Below are 22,171 nucleotides of genomic sequence, written 5' to 3' on the forward strand. Positions count from 1 at the left end.
TGGCATACGCGCAGGGCGCCACCCAGCTCAGCCTTCTTCGCGCCAGCTGCGCAGGCGGATGGCGGCGTAGAGCATGGCGGCGCCGGCGGCGGCTCCCAGCCATGCCGCTGGCATGGCCAGGCTGGACCAGGAGTTGGCGAAGATGTCGATGCGCGCCATCTGCGAGCCTGGTCCCATGGTGTTGATGTGTGGCAGCAGTCCCGGCTCGAACAGGTACCAGCTGCCTGGAATCGTGCCCAGCAGGGCGCGCGCGATCACGTTCATTTGTATCCAGCCGATATCGGCTTCCGTCATGCTCAGCTTGCCGACCCAGACGGTCAGGACCAGCAGCAGCAGTGGCACGCCGAGGGCCCAGAACAAGACCTTCGAGCGTGCCCAGCTCGATACCATCAGCAACCAGCCCACGGTGGGCAAGGCCCACAGGGCATAGACGGGAATCAGGCCGAACAGGCGCAGCGGGCCGAGATACAAGCCCGGCGCGGCCAGCAGTTCCGTCAAGACGTAGATGCCGTTGAGCGCCAGCACGCCGCTCAGTATCAGGATCAGCGCCAGCGAGGTCAGGCAGGCCGCGGCCACCACGATCAGCGGCGTGACGACGATGGCGATGGCCAGCTTCGACAGCACCGTTTGGGCGTCGGAGACGGGCAGCGACTTCCAGAACAGCAGGCTGCGGTCGCGGCGGTCGTCATACAGGGCGCTCAGGCAATAGAAAAATACCAGGAAGCCCAGGGCCAGGAACAGCGGCGCGGCCACGTAGGTATAGTTGTTGGCGATGGTGTCGATGATTTCCGTCCGGCGCGGGCTCAAGGTCCGGGTGTTGAAGACGGCGCTCCAGGACATTTCTTCGCCGTTGATGATCAGCGCCGTGCGCATCTTGAGCTTGGCGACGGCGCCTGCCGTCATCAGGGCGGCCAGCGCCGTCATGACGATGCCGATGATGGCGGGCGTCCACAGCAGCATGCCCTTGTGCTCCCACAATTCGCGCCGGATCAGCCATTTCATTTTGTTCACAGGGGTGATGCTCATGGGTACGATCCTTTCATGGTCGCGACAAACAGGTCCGCCAGGCTCGGCGTGTGCAATTCTCCCAGGGTGGCCAGCTGGCTGCGGGCGACGCCATCGAACAGCATCACGGACTTGCCAAAGACGCTGCGTTCGCTGATCGGCTGCAGCGCGCGCGCCGGATTCACGTGCTGCGGTCCCACCATCACTTCAATGTAGCGTTCGCCCACTTCTTCCATCGACGAGGCCAGCACGATCTTGCCGTCGCGAATGAACATCAGGTCGCTGAGGATGTGCTCGACTTCTTCGATCTGGTGCGTGGTGATGATGATGGTCTTGTTTTCATCGAAATAGTCTTCCAGCAGGTTCTGGTAAAACTGTTTGCGGTACAGGATGTCCAGGCCCAGGGTGGGTTCATCCAGGACCAGCAGCCTGGCGTCGATGGCCATCACCAGCGCCAGGTGCAATTGCACGATCATGCCTTTTGACATGCTCTTGACCCGCATCTTCGGCGCCAGCTTGGTGTGGGCCAGGTAGCGCTCGGCTTTGCTGCGGTCGAAGCGCGGATGCACGCCGGCGACAAAATCGATCGCATCGCGCACGCGCAGCCAGCCGGGCAGGATGGCCACATCGGCGATGAAACACACGTCCTCCATCAGCGCGTCGCGCTGCACGCGCGGGTCGCGTCCCAGCACGGACAGTTCGCCTTCGAAGCCCGTCAGGCCCAGGATGGCTTTCAGGGTGGTGGTCTTGCCGGAGCCGTTAGGCCCGATCAAGCCGACGATGCGCCCTGGCGCGATATCAAAGCTGATGCCATCGATGGCCACCTGCTTGCCATATTGCTTGCGCAAGCCGCGTGCGCTGATGACGCTATCGTTGTTCAATGCATTCATGCGCTCTCTCCGTGTGTGCCACTGGCGCGGCTCGCTTGCAGCAGTTGATCGAGGTCCAGGCCCAGTTGCGTGATGCGTTCCAGCATCGCCGGCCACTCTTCGCGCATGAAGCGCTCGCGTTCACTGGCCAGCAATTTATCGCGGGCGCCATCCAAGACATACATACCGAGTCCTCTGCGTTTTTCCACCAGGGCATCGTCGACCAGTTCCTGATAGGCGCGCGAAACCGTGATGGGATTCAATTGATAATCGGCCGCCACCTGGCGCACCGACGGCAGGGCGTCGCCGGACTGCAGCACGCCATCGAGCATCATGCCCACCACCCGTGCCTTGAGCTGGCGGTAGATGGGGCTATTGTCGTTCCATGCCGCGCTCATGGAATGCGCTCCGAGAAGGGCGGGGCGGTGCGGCGCGTGAAAAATGCTGTAGGCATCGAAGCTCCGTGATTTAGTTGATCGGTGTTGTAGTTAACTATAACAGTAAAAAATCGCATGTCAATACAATCTGTGTATTTTCAACATTGTTAAACGGGTAATATACTGGCTCTCGAATAATTCCATACGGCAACTATTCAGCGAAAATCTTCTTCAACAGTAATGAAAGCAACGATGAGAATGAAGTGCATGGAGAAACAGAATCTGTTCGGGCGCGCGGCCTGCGGCGTCACCTTGTTAATCGGACTGAGCGCCTGCGGCGGCGGTTCCGGTGATTCCAGCGATGCTGGTGCGCCGGTCGTGACGGTGGCTGAAGCGCCTGGCTACCTGGTAGGCGGCACGGTCAGCGGCTTGGTGCCCGGCGCCCAGGTGGTGCTGGCCAACGGCAGCGACAAAGTCACCGTCAGCGCCAACGGCGCCTTTCACTTTGCGGGCAAGCTGGCACCGGGCGCCAGCTACGATGGCAAGATCGACAGCACGTCCGAGGGCCTCGGTTGCAGCATCGCCAAGGGCGCGGCGACGGTGGGCAATGCCGACGTCGACACCTTGGCCGTGCGTTGCCTGCCCGTCGTGCTGGCCGGCGTGCAGGAAAAAATCCAGAATGTGTCCGGCATGGTGCAAGATGCGGCCGGCAACTATTACATCGCCGATGCTGTGCGACAAGTCATCCATAAGGTCACGCCGGCCGGCGCCTTGAGCGTGTACGCGGGCATCTCCGGCAAGCCGGGCGCCGACGATGGCGCCGCTGCGGCAGCCACCTTTCACATGAGTATCGGTTTCTCGGTCCTGGCCATCGACCGTGCAGAGAATCTGTATCTCTTCGACAATTGCAATGCACTCTTGCGCAAGATTACGCCAGCCGGCGTGGTCAGCACGGTGGCGGGGCAGCGCAGCGCAGCCTGCGATTGGTCCGCCCCGGAAGCGGTGGTCGCCGATGGACAAGGCGCGCAGGCGCAATTCGGCTGGATGATGGGCATGGTCATCGATAGCAATGGCGATATCCTGCTTGCCGATTTTACGGGCCAGGCCATTCGCAGGGTGACGCCCGGTGGCCTGGTCCGTTCCGAGAAGCTGGTCGATGGCAGAGGCGCGCGGATATACCCATCGCAACTGGCGGTCGATGCCAGCGGCACGATTTACTTCAGTGAAGGCGCTGGCAGCCGGCTATTCCGCTGGCAGTAGGGCGTGGCCATCGTGGTTGCGGGAAGCAACAAGCGCGTGAGCGCGGACGGCAAAGGCGCCGCCGCCAGTTTTAATAACATCCGTGGCATGGTGGCCGACCGTGAAGGCAATGTGCTGCTGGCCGATACCGCCTCTATTCGCCGCGTGACGGCCGATGGCAGTGTGACGACTTTGGTGGGCGGGACGGTGACCGATGCGGCGGGGGCTTCGGCTGGCTGGACGAACCTCGGTTCGCTGTTGCTGGAACCTTCCGGCAGCATGCTAGTCCACGATGCCAGCAAGCACCGTTTGAACAGGTTGGACACGGCAAAGGTGTTGTCCGCCATGCCTTTCATGCCGGGCAACAGGGGGGTGATCGAAGCTGTCGGCGGGGCGGCCCGTGTGGGATCTGTGGGGAGCTCGGGCATGTGCAGCGATCCTGCCGGCAACGTCTATTTGCTCGATATGCCAAACAAGGTGTTGCGCCGTGTCACTCCGGATGGCGCATTCAGCGTTTACGCGGGTATTGCTGGTGTCGCCGGCAGCAATGACGGGCCGCGTGCAAGCGCGACCATGTCTGGTCCTGTCGCAATCGCTTGCGACCAGGATGGCGCCGTCTATGTTGCCGACAAGGCAGCGGCTGGCACCGCGTTTAACTTGCGCAAGATCAGCAAGGATGGCCAGGTGTCGACACAGGAAGCTTTGCCTACCGGCACCGGCAAGCCTTTGCAGTATCGGCTGGCGATCGACAAGGATGGCTATATGGCCTGGCTGGGCTGGGGGCGTGACGGCATCTTCCGCCGTCCTCCCGGCGGAACGTTCTCGGCGTTTGTGTCATTTGAAGCCATGATGCGCTCGCTGGGTGAGACTGGTTACAATTGGCAACACATTGACCCGAACAGCCTGATTTTTGACAGCAAAGGCAATCTGTACTTTGACGATCATGTGCATCAAGTCGTCTTCAATGTCGATCGCGCAGGCAAGGCCAGCGTTTTTGCCGGCACCCTCAACAAGGGCAGCGGCGGCGATGGTCCGCCAGGCGTTGGGGGGCTGTCCTTTTCCGGCACGTCCAGCCTGGCTGTCGATGCGAGCGACAATCTGTACCTGAGCGGCCAGGGCTGGGTGCGCAAGATCGATGCGGCTGGCGTCATTTCCACGCCAGCCTTGGCATGGGGCCATCCTGACATCAGTATCCTCGCCTTCGGCAACGGTACCTTGTACGGTTTCACGAACCAGGCGGTACTGCAGACGCCGTTGCCTTAGGCGGTGATCTGCGCCTGCAAATTCAGCGCATTGAACAGGGCGGCCCCGGCTGCCGTGTTGTCGAAGATGCACCAGCTGCCGGCCTGCACCGGTGCGCGCTGGGCGGTGGCCAGGCTTGCCAGATAGTCGGGCGGGTAGTCCGAGTAGTAGATTCTCGGGCTGCCATGCAGGCGCAGGTAGGCCACGCTGGTGGTCGGCACATGCGGGCCCGGCTGGCCGGCGGGCGGATCGGCGCGCACGCGCGTGATGCGCTGCATCGTTAGCAGATCGGTGGCATCCGCCGCGAACCAGCTGGCGTGGCGCGCTTCGCAAGCGAGCATGCCGTCGAAGCGCTGGCGCAGCACCTGGAAAAATGCGGCGTCCACGTCCGCTTCGAAACGCAGGCTGGGCGGCAGCTGCACCAGCACGCAGCCCAGTTTATTCCCCAATTGCATGACTTCTCCCGCAAAGCGCTCCAGTTCGGCCGCACAGTCGCGCAAACGCCGTTCGTGCGTGATGCTGCGTGGCAATTTCACGCTGAAGCGGAAATGTTCGGGCACGCTGGCGGCCCAGCGCGCATACGTGGCGGGTTGGTGCGGGCGGTAGAAGGAGCTGTTGATTTCCACGCAGGGCAAGACGCGGGCATAGCGCTGCAGATGGCTGCCATCGAGGGGGAAGTGGCTGGCGGCGGCGCTGGAAAGGCTCCAGCCGGCCGTGCCGATGTAAATAGTGTGCATGGCGCCATTACAGCAAGGCCAGGCGGGCGCGGCTATCGGACAAACGCCCGTGCAGCGGTCGGCGCAAGCCTAGTCGATGATCTCGCCGCTCAGGTCATGGCGCGTGATGTTGCCGCGCGCATCGATGGCGATCCAGCCGCCGCGTGGCTGTTGCGGTGCCGTCACGTCGCATTCCCAGTCGGGCAGGACATAGCGCAAGGTTTCGTCAACTTTATGCACGGCAGGGCGGTGCGTATGGCCGTGGATCATGATGGTGCTGGCCTGTTCGGCAAACACTTGCGCGACAGCATCGGGGGTGACATCCATGATATCCATGGATTTTTCGCCATTGTGTGCGCGGCTGCTCTGGCGCAAACCATCGATGATGGCCTTGCGTTGCGCCAGCGGCATGGACAGGAACTGTTTTTGCCAGGCAGGCTGGCGCACCATGGCGCGAAACTCCATGTATTGCACGTCTTTCGTGCATTCGGCGTCGCCATGCAGCAAGACGATGCGCCGGCCGGCAATGGTGGCCACATGTGGTTCGCTGAGCAGGGTAGCGCCGGCGGCGGCGGCAAAGCCGGAGCCGACAAGAAAGTCGCGGTTGCCGGCGATCCAGTACACGTGCACGCCAGCATCGCTGACGGCGCGGATGGCGGCGGTCATGCGCGCATTGAACGGGTCTTCCAGGTCATCGTCGCCGGCCCAGTATTCGAACAGGTCGCCTAATAGATACAGCGCTTGCGCATATTGCGCATGGTGTTCCAGGAAAGAAAGAAACGCCGCGCTGGTGCGCGGGTGCGAGCTCTGCAGATGCAGGTCGGAAATAAAGAGTGCGGCAGGCATTGTCATCGTTCAACGCTCCCAAAAAGTGAAGTGCATGGAGAGGCGAAAACGCTGCAATGCCTGTTATTCATGATACCAAAGCCTGATTACGCGGCTTCGACTTTCTCGATGATGACGTCCGTCACTGGCACATCGGCGAACATGCCGGTGCGCGAGGTTTTCACGGCGCGGATGGCGTCGACGACTTCCTTGCCTTCGGTGACTTTACCGAACACGGCGTAGCCCCAGCCGTCCTGGCCTGGGTAGTCGAGGAAGCTGTTGTTCTTGATGTTGATGAAGAACTGGGCCGATGCCGAGTGCGGGTCCGACGTGCGGGCCATGGCCAGCGTGTAGGTATCGTTTTTCAAGCCGTTCTTGGCTTCGTTTTCCACGGTGGTGTCGGCAGGCTTTTGTTTCATGCCTGGCTCGAAACCGCCACCCTGGATCATGAAGCCGTCGATGACGCGGTGGAAAATCGTGTTGTCATAGTGACCGGCTTGCATGTAGGCCAGGAAGTTTGCAACCGTTTTCGGTGCTTTTTCGGCGTCCAGTTCAGCGGTGATCTTGCCCAGATTGGTGGTGATGATGACGGAGGTCATGATGATCCTTAATAAATTAGATGAAGAATGATTCGACGGCCCCCGTGGTTCAGGGCCGCAAAAACGCTATTTTACAGTTTTGCGGGCGCTGATTTGAGTAAAGTCACCGATTCGATCACCACGGGGGTGACGGGCACGTTCTGGTGCGGCCCCTTGTCGGCCACGGGCACGGCCTTGATCTTGTCGACCACGTCCATGCCACTGACGACTTTGCCGAACACCGTGTAGCCGAAGCCGTCGCGGCCAGGGTAGTCGAGCGCGCCGTTATTGTTCACGTTGATGAAGAACTGCGATGTGGCCGAATGCGGGTCGCCCGTGCGCGCCATGGCGATGCTGTAGCTGACGTTCTGCAAGCCGTTTTGCGCTTCATTTTTGATCGGGGCCTTGGTGGCTTTTTGCTTCATGTTCTTGTCGAAGCCGCCGCCCTGTATCATGAAGCCGTCGATGACGCGGTGAAATACGGTGCCCTTGTAGTAACCGCTGTTGACATACTGCAAGAAATTGGCCACGCTTTGCGGCGCTTTTTCCTGGTCCAGTTCCAGCACGATCTCGCCCATGCTGGTTTTCAGGGCCACGTGCGGCGTGGGGTCGAGGGTAGCCGAAGGGGCTGCGGGGGCGGCTGCCACGACGGCGCTACCCAGGGTGAGGCCGGCAAACAGGGTGCAAAAGCGCGCCAGGAAAGACAGGCGTTTCGATTTGATTTCTTGCATGAAGGTGTCCTTGATCGTTATTTTTCTCTAAACTTGCTTTAATGCTAAAAGAAGTGAGTTTCGGTTGAACATCGTAAAAACCTGATCCATATCGGGCCAGTATGGTTTTTATCAATGTTATACTTGACCGCTAACGCCCTAATTCTAACAAACAAGAACAACACTATAGCGGCTCGACCAGTCTTGGCGCACACGGCAGTTCAGTGGCGCGGCACCCCCGGTGTCCGCGCCTGTCTGTCGTTTTGCCAGGCTGGTGGCCGCTCCACTTGCAAAGTACGATGAGCAATCTAAAGATTTACAACACCCTGGCTCGCGAGAAGCAGGTATTCGTCCCGATGGAAGCTGGCAAGGTACGCATGTACGTCTGCGGCATGACCATCTACGACTATTGCCATATCGGCCATGCGCGCATGATGATGGCGTTCGACGTCATCTACCGCTGGCTGAAAGCCTCCGGTTTCGACGTCACGTATGTGCGCAACATTACGGACATCGACGACAAGATCATCCGCCGCGCCGTGGAAAACGGCGAGACGATTTCCCAGCTGACGACGCGTTTCACCCAGTACATGGATGAAGACACGGCCGCGCTGGGCATCTTGACGCCCGACCACACGCCGCGCGCCACCGAGTACGTGCCGCAGATGTTGCGCCTGATCGAACAGCTCGAAGCGAAAGACCTGGCTTACCAGGGGCTTGACGGCGATGTCAATTACGCTGTGCGCAACTTCCCTCACTACGGCAAGCTGTCGGGCAAGTCGCTCGACGACCTGCGCGCGGGCGAAAGAGTCGACGTGAACACGGGCAAGCGCGATCCGCTCGACTTCGTGCTGTGGAAGTCGTCGAAAGAGTCCGAGCCGGAAGAAGTCAAATGGGATTCGAAGTGGGGCCGCGGCCGCCCGGGCTGGCATATCGAGTGTTCGGCCATGTCCTGCGCCTTGCTCGGTGAACAGTTCGACATCCATGGCGGCGGGGCGGACTTGCAATTCCCGCACCACGAAAACGAGATCGCCCAATCCGAAGGCGCGTTCGGCCATACCAGCGTCAATTACTGGATACATAATGGTTTCGTGCGTCTGGACAATGAAAAAATGTCCAAGTCGCTCGGCAACTTCTTTACCATCCGCGAAGTGCTGCAAAAATTCGATGCCGAAGTGATCCGCTTCTTCATCCTGCGCGCACACTACCGCAGCCCCTTGAATTACTCGGACGTGCACCTCGATGATGCGCGCCTGTCCCTGACGCGCTTGTACACGGCGCTGGCCGACGTGGCGGTGGAAGAGGGCGCCATCGACTGGAGCGAAGCGCATGCCGTGCGCGTGCGCGACGCCATGGATGACGATTTCAACACGCCGCTGGCCGTGGCCGCCCTGTTCGACCTGGCGACGGAAGTCAACAAGAGCAAGTCGCCTTCCCTGGCGCGTCAATTGAAGGGCCTGGCGGGCGTATTTGGTTTACTGGAACGTACGCCGCAGCAATTCCTGCAAGCGACCGTCGGCGCTGCCGCCGGTGGGCAGGACGAGGCTGCCGGCATCGAGGCGGCCATCGCGGCGCGCAGCGCGGCGAAAAAGGCGCGCGACTTTGCGCAGTCCGACAAGATCCGCGCCGAACTGTTGGCGGCGGGCATCATTCTTGAAGACAAGCCTGACGGCTCGACCAACTGGCGCCGCGCATGATGCCAACGTCCAGGGAAAACGGGGAAGCCCCCAAGGTGACGGACTTGGCGCAAGTGATCCAGGTGCCGCACTACTGGGAAGAGGCGAAGATCGAGCTGATGAAGCGCGACCGCATCATGAAAAAGCTCATCCCGCAATTTGGCGACCTGCACCTGGTCGGCCATAGCGACCCGTTTACCACCCTGGCCCGTTCGCTGGTGGGGCAGCAGATCACGCCCAAGGCGGCGGATGCCGCCTGGAAAAAGCTGTTGCTGGCTTGCCCGAAATGCACGCCCTCGCAAGTGCTGAAGGCGGGCGCCGAGCAACTGTCCGCCTGCGGCTTGTCCAAACGCAAGACCGAATACATCCTTGACCTGGCAGACCATTTCAAGGCCAAGCGCGTGCACGCGAGCCAGTGGGACCAGATGGATGACGAAGCCGTCATCGCCGAACTGGTGCAGATCCGCGGCATCGGCCGCTGGACAGCCGAGATGTTTTTGATATTTAATCTGTTACGGCCGAATGTCTTGCCGCTCGACGACCCTGGTTTGATCCAGGGCATCAGCGTCAATTATTTCTCCGGCGAACCAGTTTCCCGCAGCGATGCGCGCGAAGTTTCCGCCAATTGGGAACCGTGGCGCACCGTGGCGACGTGGTATTTGTGGCGCAGTCTCGACCCTGCAGCCGCCCCTGCCGCACCCGATGCAGCCCCCGGCGCAGCAGCCGGTACGGTAAAATAAACATAGATGACGCCGCGCGCCCTGGCGCCGTGGCCGGTAAAACCTGGAGGTACAATGACTAAAACGACTTTCCTCAATTTTGAACAGCCGATCGCGGAACTCGATTCCAAGATCGAAGAGTTGCGCTTCGTGCAAGACGATTCGGCCGTCGACATCTCGGAAGAGATCGACCGCCTGGCCAAGAAGAGCCAGCAGCTGACCAAAGATATCTACGCCAAGCTGACGCCGTGGCAAGTGGCGCAGATCGCGCGCCACCCGCAGCGCCCCTACACCATGGATTACGTGAATGAAATCTTTACCGATTTCCACGAATTGCATGGCGACCGCAGCTACGCGGACGATCTGTCCGTCGTGGGCGGCCTGGCCCGCTTCAACGGCCAGCCGTGCATGGTCATCGGCCACCAGAAGGGCCGTGACACGAAAGAGCGCGCCCTGCGCAATTTCGGCATGCCGAAGCCGGAAGGCTACCGCAAGGCCATGCGCCTGATGAAAGTGGCTGAAAAATTCAACTTGCCCATCTTCACCTTCGTCGACACGCCAGGCGCCTTCCCCGGCATCGACGCGGAAGAGCGCGGCCAGTCGGAAGCGATCGGCCACAACCTGTACGTGATGGCCGAACTGAAAGTGCCGCTGATCGCCACCATCATCGGTGAAGGCGGTTCCGGCGGCGCGCTGGCCATCGCCGTGGGCGATGCCGTGCTGATGCTGCAATACTCGACCTACGCCGTGATTTCGCCGGAAGGCTGCGCCTCGATCCTGTGGAAGAGCGCCGAGCGCGCTTCCGACGCGGCCGAAGCGCTGGGTTTGACGGCGCACCGCCTGAAAGCCATGGGCCTGATCGACAAGATCATCAACGAACCGCTGGGCGGCGCCCACCGCGATCCGAAACAGATGGCGACCTTGCTGAAACGCGCACTGGCCGACACCCTGCGCCAGTTCCACGGCATGAAAACCAAAGACCTGCTGGCCGCGCGCCACGAGAAACTGCTGAGCTACGGCAAGTTCAAGGAAACCACGCCGAGCGAGTAATTTATTTAAACCCAACGGCAAATGCCGGGGTCAGACCCTCAGGGGGAATGCGCGCCAATGGCGCGTATTCCGATCCCGAAGGGACTGACCCCGGTCTTCAAGGTCTTGGGTTAACGCAAGCATAAAACACCAGGGACAGTTGGTAGTCGAGCGCACTCGGCTACCGCCTGTCCCTCTTTGCATTCCAGGAGTCATATGAAAAAGCAACAAACCGCCACCGTGCCCGATATCTTCGCCCGCGCGCTGGACGCCTGCGTGCCGCCAGCCGGCGGTTCCGTCGGCATCGCCCTCAGCGGCGGCCTCGATTCCGCAGCCCTGCTGCACCTGGCGCATGCCTGGGCGCAGGAGCACGGCGTGGCCTTGCACGCGTTTCACGTTCACCACGGCCTGAGCCCGAATGCGGATGCCTGGCTGGCCCATTGCGAACAATTGTGCGCCGGCCTGGGCATCGCCTTCGAGGCGCGCCGTGTCACGCTGGAAAAGAATGCGAAGACGGGCACGGAGGAGGCGGCCCGCAAGCGCCGCTATGCGGCCCTGGGCGAGCTGTGCGCGGCGCACGGCGTGCGCCTGCTGCTCACCGCCCACCACCAGGACGATCAGGCCGAGACGGTGCTGCTGCAATTGCTGCGCGGCTCCGGCACGGCGGGCCTGTCCGGCATGGATGGCGCCAACAGCGCGCCCGAGCTGCTGGGTAACCCGGACCTGGTGATGGCGCGCCCGCTGCTGTCCGTGTCACGCAAACAGCTCGAAGCCTACGTGGCGCAACATGCGATCACCCACATCCACGACGAGTCGAACGACGATCCCCGTTTTGCCCGCAATGCTCTGCGGCATCAGGTGATGCCCGTGCTGGCGCAGGCCTTTCCCGGTTTCCAGGAGCGCTTCGCCCGCAGCGCCCAGCACGCGCAATCGGCGCAGCGCCTGCTGACGGAACTGGCGACGCAGGATTTGCTAAATTGCCTCGATGGCGACTGCATCGAACTGGCGAAGTTGCGCGAGCTGAGCGCGGACCGCTGCTACAACCTGCTGCGCCACTGGTTCGGCACGCGCGGCTTGCGCATGCCGTCGACGGCATGGCTGGCGGAAATGCTGGCGCAATTGCTGGAAGCGCGGCCCGATGCGCAATTGCTGGTGACGCATCCCGAGTGCCATGTGCGGCGCCACCGCGACCGTTTATATCTGACGCCGAAGCTCGATGACCTGGCCGGCATGCGCGAGCGTGACGACGCGGGCATTCCCGGCCTGGAAAAGGCTGGCCAGCAATTTGTCTGGCAAGGCGAAGCGAGCCTGGCCTTTCCCGCGTATGGCGGCGTGCTGCATTTCGATGCGGTGGAAGCGGGCGGCCAGGGTATCGATATAGCCTGGTTGCAAGCGCAAACCTTGACGATCGATTTCCGCCAGGGGGGCGAGCGCCTGAAACTGGCCCTGAACCGCCCGACTAAAAGTCTGAAATACCATTATCAGGCGTTTGACGTGCCCGCCTGGGAGCGCGAACGCCTGCCACTTGTCTGTGCGGCGCAACAATTGCTGTATGCGGCGGGGATTGGCCTCGATTGTCATTGTCTGAGCCTGCTAGAGCGTCCCCGCGTGACCCTGCGCTGGCTCTCCTGCTGAGCGTAAGGACAGCCGCCACGGCCACTCTCGGGGTGGCTGGCAAGTGGCTGCCCATGCGCTCCCGACTGCATGGATTGGTTATTTCCATATGCGCAATCGGTATGAGCTAATGCGCTTTTTAGCTTGTTATTTTGCATTGCGGCATGTAGAGTAAAGCCCTCCTTTTTTATTCTTCTTGAGCGGAAACTTCACTCTTATGGCTTTAATCGTCCACAAATATGGCGGTACGTCGATGGGCTCGACTGACCGTATCAAGAATGTCGCCAAGCGCGTTGCCAAGTGGCACGACGCGGGGCATCAAATCGTGGTGGTGCCATCGGCCATGTCGGGCGAAACCAACCGCCTGATTGGACTGGCCAAGGAAATCATGGATCAACCCGATCCCCGTGAACTTGACATGATCGCCTCGACAGGCGAACAGGTGTCCGTCGGCCTATTGTCGATGGCACTGCTGGCGATCGGCAAACAAGCCGTATCCTATGCTGGCTGGCAAGTCGCGATCAAGACCGATTCCGCCTTTACCAAGGCACGCATCCAGTCGATCGATGACGAAAAAGTCAAACGCGACCTCGATGCGGGCAAGATTGTCATCATTACCGGTTTCCAGGGCGTCGACGAGAACGACAATATCGCGACCCTGGGTCGCGGTGGTTCCGACACCTCGGCCGTGGCGATCGCCGCCGCCATGAAGGCGGCCGAGTGCCTGATCTTCACGGACGTCGACGGCGTCTACACGACAGACCCGCGCGTGGTCTCCGAGGCGCGCCGCCTGAAGACCATCACCTTTGAAGAAATGCTGGAACTGGCTTCGCTGGGTTCCAAAGTGCTGCAAACGCGTTCGGTGGAATTTGCCGGCAACTACCGCGTGCCCACGCGCGTGCTGTCGTCGCTGACCGACCCGATGTTGCCGCTGGAAATAGAAGCCAATTCAGGCACCCTGATTTCGTTTGAGGAAGATACAAACATGGAACAAGCAGTCATCTCCGGCATCGCCTTCAACCGCGATGAAGCCAAAATCACCGTGCTCGGCGTGCCCGACCGTCCAGGCGTGGCCTACCATATCCTGGGACCGGTGGCGGACGCGAACATCGAGGTCGACATGATCATACAGAATCAGTCGGTCGACGGTAAAACGGACTTCACCTTCACCGTCTCGCGCGGCGAATACACGCGCGCGCTGGCCGTGCTGGAAGCGAACCGCGAATCGCTGGGCGCGGCCAGCATCACGGGCGACGCGAAAGTGTCGAAACTGTCCGTCGTCGGCGTGGGCATGCGCAGCCATGTTGGCGTGGCATCGCAAATGTTCCGTACCCTGTCGGAAGAGGGCATCAACATCATGATGATCTCCACTTCCGAAATCAAGATCTCCGTGCTGATCGATGAAAAGTACATGGAACTGGCCGTGCGCGCGCTGCATAAAGCGTTCGAGCTGGAAAAAGCTTAAATATCTAAAAATATTGCCCCACGCCCTTGACCAAAGGGGGGGCAATCGATATTATGACGTTCGTCGCTGCAGCGCAGTTAGCTACAGAGACATAGTTGAGTAATCAGCTAGGAGACGTGGCCGAGTGGCCGAAGGCACATCCCTGCTAAGGATGCATACGGCTTATACCTGTATCGTGGGTTCGAATCCCACCGTCTCCGCCAGTATTTCTAAAAACCCGCTTCGGCGGGTTTTTTCATTTCCGCTCCTCATAGGAGAAACCACGTAAATCCATCCGCCAGCGTCCGCTGCCTGCCGCGTCAATCCTGCATCTGCTGGGGGGTAGGCTGGGGGGTAGGTATGGCTGTGTGCGCTGCCTTCAGGCGTACGTCACCGGTCCTGTTATGTCCAGCCTGTTGCCGCAACTTGCCTTGTGCAGGATCAAGTGTCGTTGCCAGCACGCGCTTGATCGCGCGCTAAAATTAGTACCGGTTCTCGCAATGCGGGAGTGGTGTCATGGCAATCAGGATGAACAAGCTGTCGGCGCTGGTCGTCGGTCGCACCAGGGAGCCAGGGTATTACGGGGATGGCGGCGGACTGGTGCTGCAAGTATCCGGCGCTGGCGCCAGGAGCTGGCTGTTTCGTTACAGCGTAGCTGGCAGGCGTCACGAAATGGGGCTGGGTTCTTGTCTGGCAGTCGATCTGGTCGAGGCGCGCAAAAAGGCGCGGCAATGCCGTTTGCTGCTGAGCGAAGGGCGCGATCCGCTGGCAATGCGCCGCCAGGAAAAACAGGCCGGGATGCTGGCGCGTGCGCGTCAAATGACCTTTGAACAGTGTGCGGCGTCGTATATCGCGGCGCACCGGCATGGCTGGAGAAATGCCAAACATGTGGCGCAGTGGGAAAACACCCTGGCCGCCTATGTGTTCCCATTGGCGGGGGCGCTGCCTGTCGCGGCGATCGACACCGATCTGGTCGTCAAGGTGCTCGATGCAATCTGGTTGTCAAAGACGGAGACGGCAACGCGCATACGCGGCAGAATCGAATGCATACTCGACTGGGCAACGGTCAGCGGCTTTCGTCAGGGAGAAAATCCGGCGCGCTGGAAAGGCCATCTGGAAAATCTGCTGGCCAATCCGAACAAGGTTTCTCCGGTGAAAAACAGGCCGGCCCTGCCGTGGCAAGAGATCGGCAGATTCATGGCCGCCTTATCGGGTCAGAAAGGGATTGCTGCCAGGGCGCTGGCGTTTGCCATCCTGACGGCTGCGCGCTCAGGAGAGGTCAGGGGTGCGCGGTGGCCGGAGATTGACCTGGAGGCGGCCCTGTGGACGATTCCAGCGCAGCGCATGAAGGCAGGCAAGGAGCATCGCGTGCCGCTCTCTGGTGGGGCGCTTGCGCTGCTGCGCGGTGCCGCGTCAGGGGGACATCATCTTTTCAGGCCGTAAGCGTGGCACGCAGTTGTCGGACATGAGTTTGACGGCAGTCTTGCGCCGCATGCAGTTTGACGACATCACCGTGCACGGTTTCCGTTCTTCCTTCCGTGACTGGTGCGCCGAGGCGGCGGCCAATGCCTTTTCACGTGAGGTATGCGAGCATGCGCTGGCGCACCGCTTGCCGGACAGGGTGGAAGCCGCCTATCGGCGCGGCGACTTGTTCGACAAGCGTATCGTGCTGATGCAGGCATGGTCTGACTTTTGCAGCAATCCCGCACCGTCTGTCGTGTGATGGCATGCCCCATGGAGTATCCTTGCGCGGGCTGAGGACTGGCATGCGTGTTCAGGCGCCTTGCAGCCACTGTCCGCATCCCGTGCTGGCACGCGTTCCTGAACCAGGCCTGCAAGCGGCCCTGGAGTCTTACGGAGGCCAGGACGGTAGCTTCCTTGGCGCTTGCTTAGATCCTGCTACCCCCATTTTCCGCTGCTTGCCGACACTCCAGGCAGGCGGCTGAAGCGCGCCAAGGTACTATGGCGGGAGGTAGGAGTCACTTGGGACGTGTTTCTCTTCAACGGTGAGGCAGGATCGGTGCCAGTACGACGGCACTGGCGCAGAGCGGATCGCCATCCTGGCGTCACCAGTTGCTTGTTGCTGCGGGTATCGTCGCTGAAGGCCAGAAATGCGACGAAATCCTGGACGCGCTTCGCTGATGGTGGCGTTTGAGCCAGGCATGCAGTTGTTCTGCACAGGATTCTTCATGGTATTTAATCGCCCTCATGTCGTGCGGAACTTGCACGGTTAAACCACAAATCTGCCACGGTTGAACCACAAATCTGACACGGTTGAAGCCTAAAATGCCACGGTTGAAGCAGATATGGCACAAATAAGGCCTTATAAGGCCTTATTTGCTTTCCGCCGTGCCAAAAAAGGGGTTTGGTCGACGTTGCGTCCGACGATTTTAGTGGTTCAGTCGCTGCGCGAAGCGGGGCAGGATAGGTGAAGTTAGCTAACCTTCGGTTGGCTAACTTCACACCTGCTTATTCGCACTTCGTGCTCAACGGTAGCCTGCTCTGCGAGGCCCAGCGGCCGAAGGAGGGCACAGAATGTGGCCCTGGCGACTTGCCAAGGCAAGCCGGTTGGCGGTCAGACGGGCCACAAAATATGCGTATCCTTTAGGCAAGTAGCGTTAAAGGTGGCGATAGAAACCAGTTATTGGCTATAATGCAGCATGCATAAAATGGTAAGAAAACGCGTGTTGCACATATGGCTGGCCGTATTGGCCGTGCTGTTCGCTGCGCTCGCGCCTACCATTTCACATGCCTTGGCCGCGTCCTCACCATCGGCGATGCCTTCGGCGTTGCTACAAATTTGTACTGTCGATGGCCTCAAGGCGGCGCCTGCAGGCGATGCTGAACGACAGCCTGCAGTCGACCCTGTCGTACACGCGTTTGAACACTGTCCGTATTGTTTCACGCATGCAGGCTCCTTTGCCTTGCTGCCAACTTCAGACCTGCCGTTAGCCATCCCTGGCACGCGTGCCATATTTCCTCCCTTATTCTATCGTGCCCCCCGCACGCTCTTCGTCTGGTCGTCGGCGAATCCCCGTGGGCCTCCGCTAGCAATGTAAATGCTTGCCTGCGGACGTCACGTCAACCGGTTGTGACGCTGCAGTTCAAAGTCGCCCGCGCCTGTTGACTCCTGGCTCTGATGTTTGCATGGTTGTTCCAAGGACGGTGTCATACCGTCTGCCGATAGCAACGTCCGCAATTGCTGCCCGGCGATCATGCTGACGCGCGCGATCCCAAGATGATGGTCGGCAATGCCTCTCTCAATGGGAGAGTTGCCGCTATGTCCCAGGAAGACAAGATGACTTCTTCACGCAAGAATCTGCCGCTCCTCGCGGTGCTGCTGCATGCCGTTCGCTGTTTCAATACGGCCGCATTTATCGCCCTGGCTTGTTATTACTTCGCCGCCTATTGCCTCAACAACGCGCCAGCGGTCCATCTGCCGCTGACGCCGCTGCCGTTGTCGTCCACCACCACCTGAAGGAGATTTTCATGCCTTATGCTATCGACCCACAACGTCCGTCGCCGTTCACTTCGGACACTTTGTTCGCCCGCGCTCCATCTGGCACTACCTTCGTCGCAACTGCACTATTGGCTTTGCTTTTCTTCACGGCGCCGGTCGGCGCTGCGCCAGCGACGGAGCGCGCCGACCAGCAGCAAGTGCGCGGTCTGATTGCGCATACCTATGATCAACCTGCGCACAAGGTCGAAACGGATCCCATCGCTATTACTGGCAACTACGCCATTGCCGACTGGATACAGGGAGAACGCGGTGGGCGGGCCCTGCTACGTAAGACAGGCGGCGCATGGGAAATCCTTGTTTGTGGTGGCGATGGACTGAAGCAGGCTGATGCCCTGCACGACGCTGGCATTCCGGCCAAGGACGCCAGCGAACTACTGCGCAAACTTGGCGAGGTGGAACGCACTGTCAGCAAAGAGCGGCTGCGTCGCTTCGGCCTGTTCGACCAGCAAAGCAGTACAGATGCCCATCACGCTCACCATTAAAACAGTAACTCATTTTTAAAAAACAACATTCCATTCTTAAAATATGAAACCACACCACATTGCGCTGGCCCTTTCCCTGGCCTTTTCCAGCACCGCGCGCGCGCAAACCGATGTATTGCCAACCGTGACCGTCACAGGACAACCCATTGTTGAAGAAGTCGATATTGACGGTTTTTCCAGCAATACTGCCATCATCACCGAAGCGCAGTTGCGCGATCAGAACGCCGTCGATCTCGCCTCGGCACTACGCCGCACGCCTGGCGTACAGGTGTCGCGCTACAATCCGGTCGGTGCTTTTGGCGGCGACCAGGGTGGCGCGGTATTTATCCGCGGCATGGGCGTGAGCCGTCCTGGTAGCGAGATCAAGACCTATATCGATGGCATACCGTTTTATATGGGCGTCTGGAACCACCCCTTGCTCGACCTGCTGCCCATCAACGGCATGCGCGCAATCGAGGTGATGAAAGGCCCCCAGCCCCAGGTCAATGGCAACAATTTTGCCTCGATCAACCTGGACACCAAGCAGGCAAGCGAAGAAGGCGTTCACGGCTTCGGAAAAATCTCCGCCGGCTCCTTCGGTACGTTGATCGAACAGGCCGATATCGTCGGACGCCAGGGCAACCTGGATTTCTTGCTGGCCCAGGGCCATGCCAAGTCGGACGGGCACCGCCGTGGTGCCGATGGCGAATTGAATAATCTGCTGGGACGCCTGGCATGGCGCCTGGATCCCCATTGGACGCTGGGCGCGGGCTTTTTGTACGTCGACAACAAGGCACGCGATCCCGGCGACAACCGCCAGCCAGCCCTAACGCAGATACCCGAATACAACACGCGCGCCAACATGTTGCACGCGTCGCTAGCGCACGTGCATGGCGAACTGTCCGGCGAGCTGAAGGTGTACCACAACAGCGGCGACGGCAATTGGCTCAAGCAGCCAGCGCCCGACGGCGACACGCCGAGCCATTTCAGCATGAGCGGCGCACGCTGGAAGGAGCAGTATGTGCTGGGTAACGGTGCCACGGTGCTCGGAGGAATCGATTACGAACGCCTGTCCGGCGATGTGCAATTCCTGCGCATCGCGCCGGCGCCGCAGGCGCGCTTCGATGCGCCCACTGTTACATTGACTTCGCCGTATTTTGCTTACACACAGAAATGGGCGCTGGACCAGCGCTGGAGTCTGGTGCCATCGGCAGGCATCCGCTGGTATGAGCACAGCCAGTTCGCCTCGAAATCGGCGCCGCATGCGGGGCTGTCCCTGGTATCGGACAAATTGACTGTATTCGCCAGCCTGTCGCGCGGTATCAACTATCCCGGCCTGGAAGCGCCGCTGCTGGCCTCGCTCATCCCCGCCCTGGGCAGCAGCTGGAAACAGCTGGCGCCGGAGCAGCTGGACCATCTGGAGCTGGGCGCGAAGTTTTCACCTGTCCCGGCCACGCAAGTTGATCTGAGCCTGTTCCAGGACAAGGTCAAGAACCGCTATGTGTTTGGCTTCCCGCCGGATGTGCCACCGCCGCCGCAGTTCCTGAATCTGGGATCCTACCGTATGCGCGGCATGGAATTGTCTTTGCGCCAGGCGATTGCCACAGGCTGGTCGACATTTGCAGGAGTGACTCTGCTCAATCCAGAGATTGACAATTTGCCGTACACCCCGAAACGCGCCTTGACTGCGGGACTGAACGGCAACCTGGGCCTGTTGCGTGTTGCTGTCGATGCGCAATATCAATCGGAAGTATGGGCGCTGAACCGCACCCGCACCGCCGGGGCCGTGAACAACGAGCAGGTGTCCTCCTTCGCCATCGCCAATACGCGTATTGCCTATCCCGTGCCTGCACTTGGCCGCAAAGGGGAAGTGTTTTTGGCGCTGGAGAATCTGTTTGACCGCAAGTACGCCTACCGTCCGGGCTACCCGATGCCCGGACGTAGCGCACAGATAGGTGCTTCGGCCAGTTTCTAATACCGGTGTTCTTTATTACCCCTTGCGTCTGCCAGCCATCGCTGGCGGCGCTTTATTGGATGTTTATGTTGAATCAAAATTTTCCTGTTTCCCCCCTCCGCCGGAGCGTTACAGCGCCGCGCGTTTTGTTGCTGTGTGCACAGATCGGTGCCATCGCGCTCCCGGCTTTTTCCCATGCGCAGGAGCAAGTACAAGGCGATGACGCCGTGCTGCAGATGGGCAAGGTCGAAGTCAATGCACGCAGCAGCGGCCCGCTGTCGTCGCGTAACATACTGAGCTCGGTGGATATCCTCGCACCGGAAGTGATCCAGCAACAGCAGGTCAATCACACCTGGGAACTGCTGACGCGCGCGCCAGGCGTGATGCTGACCCAATTCAGGCAAGGCAATGAATCGGGAAAACTGTCGTTCCGCGGCTTTAACGGCGAAGGCGAGGTTAACGCTGTCAAGCTCCTGATCGATGGCATACCCAGCAATGACAACGGCGGCGGCATGCCCTTCCTGGACATGCTGTTCCCCCTGGAGATCAGCCGCATCGAAATCGTGCGCGGCACCAACGATCCGCGCTATGGCCTGCATAATATCGCCGGCAATGTCAATATGCATACGCGCACGGGAGGTAATGACGGCGAAGCGCGGCTCAGCTATGGCAGTTTCCGCACCCGCGAAATGCAGCTGGCCCAAGGCATGGAACAAGGTAACTGGACGCAAAATTACTTCGCCGGTTATCTGCAGTCTGCCGGCTATCGGCAGAATTCCGCCTTTGACAAATATACACTGTCGGCGAACTTGTTTTACACCACCAACGACGCGCGCACCCGCATCGGCGTGATCGCGCGCCACACGCAAAGCCATGGCGACGAGGCGGGCTATCTGGAAGCGGCCGATGCGCATCGCACGCCGACCGCCTCTTATCCGTATGCGCAGTCGGACGGTGGCAACCGTGAGATGAGCCAGTTGAGTGCGCACCTCGATTCCGACCTGACCCCGAGCCTGTCGCTGTCGGCCAAGGCATATGTCAACAGCGTGCGCGACCAGCGCTGGCTACGTTATTCGCTACTTGCATCACAGCAAGAGCGCATCATCGACGAAAGGCATGTTGGCGTACTGGCAAGCCTGACATATCGGCCACAAGCACTCTCTGCAGCATGGGCGCGCGGCATGTCGGTCGAGGTTGGCGCGAATGCGGAACATCAGCAAGACCGCAGCCCGCGCTACAGCACGGTGGACAAGGTACGCAAGGCCACGACGCGCGACCAGCGCTTTGACTTCGATACCTACGGCACCTATGTTCAAGCGGTCTTCCTGCCTGTTCCCGGCCTGAAGATCATTCCAGGCTACCGCGTCGACAAGGTGCAAGGCGACTTCTCGGACCCTTCCAAGCAAGTGCACTACCCGATTCAGGATTATGGCCTGATCCGGCAACCGAAGTTCAGTGCCGTCTACAGTCCATGGCAGGCAGCCAGCATCTACGCGAACTGGGGCAAGACCTTCCAGGTTGGTGCGGGTGCGGGGGCGTATCAGTCCAATGCGAACCGCTTGCGTCCCTCGATGAATGAAGGCTGGGAGGCCGGCGTCAAATTCAAGCCAATAGCCTGGGCGGATGGCCGCATTGCCCTGTGGCGCCAGGACGCCTCCGATGAGGTCAAACGCAAGCTCAACGATCCGACGGGAGACTCGGAAAACGTCGGCAAGACTCGTCGCGAAGGCATAGATCTGCAACTGAATGTGCACCAGGGCGAACGACACAGCGCCTGGTTTGCCTATTCACGCCAGCGCACACGCATCGTCGAACCGGATCCGGCTGCGCCGGCCACATTGGGGAAAGAAATCGATCATGTGCCTGGCCATCTCTATTCGGCCGGCTACGACTTCGAGCTGAGTCCGGCAGTCAAGCTGTCCGCCTGGGGCAATGGACAGGGCGACTACTTTCTGACGACCGCCAATACCGGCGCCAAGTACGGCGCCTATGCCTTGCTCAACCTGGGCCTGACTTACCGTGTTTCCCGCTCGCTCTCGTTGGACATGCAACTGAAGAATCTGGCTGATCGCTACTACGAGTATGTCTGGGTCAATAACGTCACCCGTCATGCGCCTGGCGATGGCCGGGCCCTGTACGTGTCGGCGACCATGCGCTTTTAAGCCGCTGCTAACCTCTTTTTGTGCTTGCCGC

Annotated in this window: 21 protein-coding genes and 1 tRNA gene; 15 read left to right on the forward strand and 7 right to left on the reverse strand. The window is 60.2% G+C overall.

The annotated features are described in order from the left end of the window. Positions 1–27 precede the first annotated feature (27 nt). From C8C92_RS11195 to C8C92_RS11205, 3 genes are read right to left on the reverse strand one after another with little or no spacing between them, the layout of a single operon-like run. On the reverse strand, positions 28–1,026 hold the full coding sequence (locus C8C92_RS11195) for a hypothetical protein (protein WP_116743905.1): 999 nt from the start codon (positions 1,024–1,026) through the stop codon (positions 28–30). Next, positions 1,023–1,895 carry an ABC transporter ATP-binding protein gene (locus C8C92_RS11200; RefSeq protein ID WP_099759827.1) on the reverse strand — a complete coding sequence of 291 codons (873 nt, stop codon included), beginning with the start codon at positions 1,893–1,895 and terminating at the stop codon, positions 1,023–1,025. The genes C8C92_RS11195 and C8C92_RS11200 overlap by 4 nt, the downstream gene beginning before the upstream one ends. Next, the gene (locus C8C92_RS11205) at positions 1,892–2,272 is read right to left on the reverse strand and encodes a GntR family transcriptional regulator (RefSeq protein WP_116743906.1); all 381 of its coding nucleotides are present in this window, start codon (positions 2,270–2,272) and stop codon (positions 1,892–1,894) included. Before C8C92_RS11205 ends, C8C92_RS11200 begins: the two co-directional genes overlap by 4 nt. A gap of 246 nt (positions 2,273–2,518) precedes the next feature. On the opposite strand from C8C92_RS11205, the gene C8C92_RS11210 reads away from it, so the two are divergent. Both C8C92_RS11210 and C8C92_RS11215 read left to right on the forward strand, forming a co-directional pair. Next, on the forward strand, positions 2,519–3,511 hold the full coding sequence (locus C8C92_RS11210; RefSeq protein ID WP_133250736.1) for a hypothetical protein: 993 nt from the start codon (positions 2,519–2,521) through the stop codon (positions 3,509–3,511). A 3-nt stretch (positions 3,512–3,514) separates the two neighbouring features. Then, positions 3,515–4,753 (forward strand): hypothetical protein, encoded by a 1,239-nt coding sequence (locus C8C92_RS11215; RefSeq protein WP_116743910.1) that lies wholly within the window; start codon positions 3,515–3,517, stop codon positions 4,751–4,753. On the opposite strand, the gene C8C92_RS11220 is transcribed toward C8C92_RS11215, so the two are convergent. The 4 genes from C8C92_RS11220 to C8C92_RS11235 all read right to left on the reverse strand — a co-directional run bounded on the left by C8C92_RS11220 (position 4,750) and on the right by C8C92_RS11235 (position 7,582). After that, on the reverse strand, positions 4,750–5,469 hold the full coding sequence (locus C8C92_RS11220; protein WP_116743912.1) for a DUF72 domain-containing protein: 720 nt from the start codon (positions 5,467–5,469) through the stop codon (positions 4,750–4,752). The genes C8C92_RS11215 and C8C92_RS11220 overlap by 4 nt on opposite strands. 69 nt (positions 5,470–5,538) lie before the next feature. Then, positions 5,539–6,294 (reverse strand): UDP-2,3-diacylglucosamine diphosphatase, encoded by a 756-nt coding sequence (locus tag C8C92_RS11225; protein WP_099759824.1) that lies wholly within the window; start codon positions 6,292–6,294, stop codon positions 5,539–5,541. Between the two features lie 86 nt (positions 6,295–6,380). Further along, positions 6,381–6,872, reverse strand: a complete 492-nt coding sequence (locus C8C92_RS11230) for a peptidylprolyl isomerase (RefSeq protein WP_099759823.1) — start codon at positions 6,870–6,872, stop codon at positions 6,381–6,383. A gap of 71 nt (positions 6,873–6,943) precedes the next feature. Further along, positions 6,944–7,582 (reverse strand): peptidylprolyl isomerase, encoded by a 639-nt coding sequence (locus tag C8C92_RS11235; RefSeq protein WP_116743914.1) that lies wholly within the window; start codon positions 7,580–7,582, stop codon positions 6,944–6,946. A gap of 278 nt (positions 7,583–7,860) precedes the next feature. Between C8C92_RS11235 and cysS the strand changes: the two genes are divergently transcribed. The 13 genes from cysS to C8C92_RS11295 all read left to right on the forward strand — a co-directional run bounded on the left by cysS (position 7,861) and on the right by C8C92_RS11295 (position 22,140). Beyond that, a complete protein-coding gene (gene cysS / locus C8C92_RS11240; protein ID WP_099759821.1) occupies positions 7,861–9,258 on the forward strand; it encodes a cysteine--tRNA ligase in 1,398 nt (465 codons plus the stop codon). Continuing rightward, positions 9,258–9,977 (forward strand): DNA-3-methyladenine glycosylase 2 family protein, encoded by a 720-nt coding sequence (locus C8C92_RS11245; RefSeq protein WP_243420405.1) that lies wholly within the window; start codon positions 9,258–9,260, stop codon positions 9,975–9,977. The genes cysS and C8C92_RS11245 overlap by 1 nt, the downstream gene beginning before the upstream one ends. 54 nt (positions 9,978–10,031) lie before the next feature. Then, positions 10,032–11,006 carry an acetyl-CoA carboxylase carboxyltransferase subunit alpha gene (locus C8C92_RS11250; protein WP_010396889.1) on the forward strand — a complete coding sequence of 325 codons (975 nt, stop codon included), beginning with the start codon at positions 10,032–10,034 and terminating at the stop codon, positions 11,004–11,006. 195 nt (positions 11,007–11,201) lie between these two features. Next, complete coding sequence (gene tilS, locus C8C92_RS11255) at positions 11,202–12,620, forward strand: tRNA lysidine(34) synthetase TilS (protein WP_116743916.1); 1,419 nt, start codon at positions 11,202–11,204, stop codon at positions 12,618–12,620. A 196-nt stretch (positions 12,621–12,816) separates the two neighbouring features. Beyond that, positions 12,817–14,064: an aspartate kinase gene (locus C8C92_RS11260; RefSeq protein WP_096234796.1), complete on the forward strand. Its 1,248-nt coding sequence runs from the start codon at positions 12,817–12,819 to the stop codon at positions 14,062–14,064. A gap of 110 nt (positions 14,065–14,174) precedes the next feature. Then, positions 14,175–14,267: transfer RNA gene (locus tag C8C92_RS11265), tRNA-Ser, on the forward strand. A 304-nt stretch (positions 14,268–14,571) separates the two neighbouring features. Next, a complete protein-coding gene (locus C8C92_RS11270; protein ID WP_347708465.1) occupies positions 14,572–15,486 on the forward strand; it encodes an integrase arm-type DNA-binding domain-containing protein in 915 nt (304 codons plus the stop codon). 22 nt (positions 15,487–15,508) lie between these two features. Beyond that, positions 15,509–15,766, forward strand: coding sequence for a hypothetical protein (locus C8C92_RS28045; RefSeq protein WP_347708466.1), 258 nt, complete (start codon positions 15,509–15,511; stop codon positions 15,764–15,766). A 946-nt stretch (positions 15,767–16,712) separates the two neighbouring features. Then, the gene (locus C8C92_RS11275) at positions 16,713–17,102 is read left to right on the forward strand and encodes a DUF2946 domain-containing protein (RefSeq protein ID WP_243420406.1); all 390 of its coding nucleotides are present in this window, start codon (positions 16,713–16,715) and stop codon (positions 17,100–17,102) included. 239 nt (positions 17,103–17,341) lie between these two features. Next, positions 17,342–17,521, forward strand: a complete 180-nt coding sequence (locus C8C92_RS11280; RefSeq protein ID WP_133250737.1) for a hypothetical protein — start codon at positions 17,342–17,344, stop codon at positions 17,519–17,521. An 11-nt stretch (positions 17,522–17,532) separates the two neighbouring features. Continuing rightward, the gene (locus C8C92_RS11285; protein ID WP_099759816.1) at positions 17,533–18,045 is read left to right on the forward strand and encodes a copper uptake system-associated protein; all 513 of its coding nucleotides are present in this window, start codon (positions 17,533–17,535) and stop codon (positions 18,043–18,045) included. 43 nt (positions 18,046–18,088) lie between these two features. Further along, positions 18,089–19,999, forward strand: a complete 1,911-nt coding sequence (locus C8C92_RS11290) for a TonB-dependent receptor plug domain-containing protein (RefSeq protein ID WP_116743918.1) — start codon at positions 18,089–18,091, stop codon at positions 19,997–19,999. A 5-nt stretch (positions 20,000–20,004) separates the two neighbouring features. Further along, positions 20,005–22,140, forward strand: coding sequence for a TonB-dependent receptor (locus tag C8C92_RS11295; protein WP_243420174.1), 2,136 nt, complete (start codon positions 20,005–20,007; stop codon positions 22,138–22,140). Positions 22,141–22,171: the final 31 nt, after the last annotated feature.

This window comes from Janthinobacterium sp. 78, assembly GCF_003096775.1.
Taxonomy (GTDB): Bacteria; Pseudomonadota; Gammaproteobacteria; order Burkholderiales; family Burkholderiaceae_D; genus Janthinobacterium; species Janthinobacterium tructae.

What these genes read in the sequence shown, in the direction of transcription:
- C8C92_RS11195 (WP_116743905.1), bottom strand. Translation starts at nt 1,026, where the DNA reads ATGAGCATCACCCCTGTGAACAAAATGAAATGGCTGATCCGGCGCGAA.
- C8C92_RS11200 (WP_099759827.1), bottom strand. Translation starts at nt 1,895, where the DNA reads ATGAATGCATTGAACAACGATAGCGTCATCAGCGCACGCGGCTTGCGC.
- C8C92_RS11205 (WP_116743906.1), bottom strand. Translation starts at nt 2,272, where the DNA reads ATGAGCGCGGCATGGAACGACAATAGCCCCATCTACCGCCAGCTCAAG.
- C8C92_RS11210 (WP_133250736.1), top strand. Translation starts at nt 2,519, where the DNA reads ATGGAGAAACAGAATCTGTTCGGGCGCGCGGCCTGCGGCGTCACCTTG.
- C8C92_RS11220 (WP_116743912.1), bottom strand. Translation starts at nt 5,469, where the DNA reads ATGCACACTATTTACATCGGCACGGCCGGCTGGAGCCTTTCCAGCGCC.
- C8C92_RS11225 (WP_099759824.1), bottom strand. Translation starts at nt 6,294, where the DNA reads ATGCCTGCCGCACTCTTTATTTCCGACCTGCATCTGCAGAGCTCGCAC.
- C8C92_RS11230 (WP_099759823.1), bottom strand. Translation starts at nt 6,872, where the DNA reads ATGACCTCCGTCATCATCACCACCAATCTGGGCAAGATCACCGCTGAA.
- C8C92_RS11235 (WP_116743914.1), bottom strand. Translation starts at nt 7,582, where the DNA reads ATGCAAGAAATCAAATCGAAACGCCTGTCTTTCCTGGCGCGCTTTTGC.
- cysS (WP_099759821.1), top strand. Translation starts at nt 7,861, where the DNA reads ATGAGCAATCTAAAGATTTACAACACCCTGGCTCGCGAGAAGCAGGTA.
- C8C92_RS11245 (WP_243420405.1), top strand. Translation starts at nt 9,258, where the DNA reads ATGCCAACGTCCAGGGAAAACGGGGAAGCCCCCAAGGTGACGGACTTG.
- C8C92_RS11250 (WP_010396889.1), top strand. Translation starts at nt 10,032, where the DNA reads ATGACTAAAACGACTTTCCTCAATTTTGAACAGCCGATCGCGGAACTC.
- tilS (WP_116743916.1), top strand. Translation starts at nt 11,202, where the DNA reads ATGAAAAAGCAACAAACCGCCACCGTGCCCGATATCTTCGCCCGCGCG.
- C8C92_RS11260 (WP_096234796.1), top strand. Translation starts at nt 12,817, where the DNA reads ATGGCTTTAATCGTCCACAAATATGGCGGTACGTCGATGGGCTCGACT.
- C8C92_RS11270 (WP_347708465.1), top strand. Translation starts at nt 14,572, where the DNA reads ATGAACAAGCTGTCGGCGCTGGTCGTCGGTCGCACCAGGGAGCCAGGG.
- C8C92_RS28045 (WP_347708466.1), top strand. Translation starts at nt 15,509, where the DNA reads ATGAGTTTGACGGCAGTCTTGCGCCGCATGCAGTTTGACGACATCACC.
- C8C92_RS11275 (WP_243420406.1), top strand. Translation starts at nt 16,713, where the DNA reads ATGGTAAGAAAACGCGTGTTGCACATATGGCTGGCCGTATTGGCCGTG.
- C8C92_RS11280 (WP_133250737.1), top strand. Translation starts at nt 17,342, where the DNA reads ATGACTTCTTCACGCAAGAATCTGCCGCTCCTCGCGGTGCTGCTGCAT.
- C8C92_RS11285 (WP_099759816.1), top strand. Translation starts at nt 17,533, where the DNA reads ATGCCTTATGCTATCGACCCACAACGTCCGTCGCCGTTCACTTCGGAC.
- C8C92_RS11290 (WP_116743918.1), top strand. Translation starts at nt 18,089, where the DNA reads ATGAAACCACACCACATTGCGCTGGCCCTTTCCCTGGCCTTTTCCAGC.